Consider the following 796-nt stretch of genomic DNA (forward strand, 5'->3'; position numbering starts at 1 on the left):
TGGAAATCAAAAGCCCCGTAAATCGAAGCTTTGAACTGTTCAGCTCCCCGGAAGAAATTTCTGTGAGTCCAGTTCAAGTTGAGTTCACTACCCGCATAATTTGCTGAGTTTGTTCTTCCTAAAGCTTCCAGACGGAGCGATTGGATCTGTCTTGGAGTTAATAAATAATAAGCATCAAATTTATGACTTAAAGAATCAGAGGTGATGAATTCATTTTTTACAAACTTGAAAACCCGCAGACTGATAAGCCTGTTTAACGTAAGATTATGGTTGGAACGGTTATAAAGATCTCCCTTTTTAAAATATAAAGCTCTGTCGAATATTTTCGGTTTAAATTTATGTTGAGGATCAATTACATAAATGTCATCAAAAGCATATTTGGAAAGAGAATCCTTATCCATCGGAATGCTGTATTTCCCGTCTTTTACATCCTGTATATTATAATTAGGAAATACAACAACTTTGTCGATACTGAATTGTTGTGTCGACAGATTTGGAGAATTATCTATAAAGTTTACATTAAGCTCAACCTTATGGTTTTTGTTTACAGTACTATCAGCCTGTACAATGATATTATCCAGATGGAAATAATAAAAACCTCTTTCCTTCAATCCGTTATCAATGCTTTCTCGTTCTGCTTTGATTACATCAAAGTCAAACGGTTTTCCATTCTTAAGACGAATCTTATACATTAAACTGTGTATTTCCTGGATCACGAGAGTAGAATCTTTCTGCACTTTTACCCCATCTATAAGGTATCTCGCTCCAGCTCTTACCGTATAAATAACCTGAGCTC

At 35.2% G+C, this 796-nt stretch carries 1 protein-coding gene; it reads right to left on the minus strand.

Features of this window, described 5'->3' with window-relative positions:
• Window positions 1-692: hypothetical protein (locus F3J36_RS23965; protein WP_211073325.1), on the minus strand; the 692-nt coding region annotated here is incomplete at its 3' end.
• Between the last annotated feature and the right edge of the window lie 104 nt (window positions 693-796).

The sequence above is a fragment of the Pantoea sp. Cy-640 genome (genome assembly GCF_011752635.1).
Classification (GTDB): domain Bacteria; phylum Pseudomonadota; class Gammaproteobacteria; order Enterobacterales; family Enterobacteriaceae; genus Pantoea; species Pantoea dispersa.